This is a genomic window from Ochrobactrum sp. SFR4, from assembly GCF_019730395.1.
Classification (GTDB): Bacteria; Pseudomonadota; Alphaproteobacteria; order Rhizobiales; family Rhizobiaceae; genus Pseudochrobactrum.
Map to the genome: position 1 here is coordinate 1 of NZ_JAAPBB010000495.1, position 324 is coordinate 324.

Annotated in this window: 1 pseudogene; it reads left to right on the forward strand. The window is 53.7% G+C overall.

Annotated elements, in window-relative coordinates:
* A pseudogene (locus HBA93_RS19965) lies at positions 1-214 on the forward strand (ABC transporter permease); the annotation flags it as partial.
* Positions 215-324: the final 110 nt, after the last annotated feature.

The window sequence follows — 324 nt, forward strand, 5'->3', positions numbered from 1 at the left end:
GACCGGTGAAACTGTACTGCATCTAAAAGCCACACCACTGGTTGCGACCATCACGGTGATTGATGTCTACGGCGTGATTACCAAAGTGCGGCAGGAGACGTTGCTGACCTATGAGCCGTTGCTCCTGCTGGCAAGCGTTTATCTGCTTCTGACTTTCATACTGGTTGCCGGACTGCGTTTCCTTGAAAGGCGCATTCCTGTGAAAGGTGTGTGACCCGCCAGCCAGATCATTTTCATCCGACTGCCCTGCTAACTTATGAATTGCACTCCATACCGGCGAAGCTCCCCAAAGCTGCGCACCGCCGGACTATGCCTGAACCATGG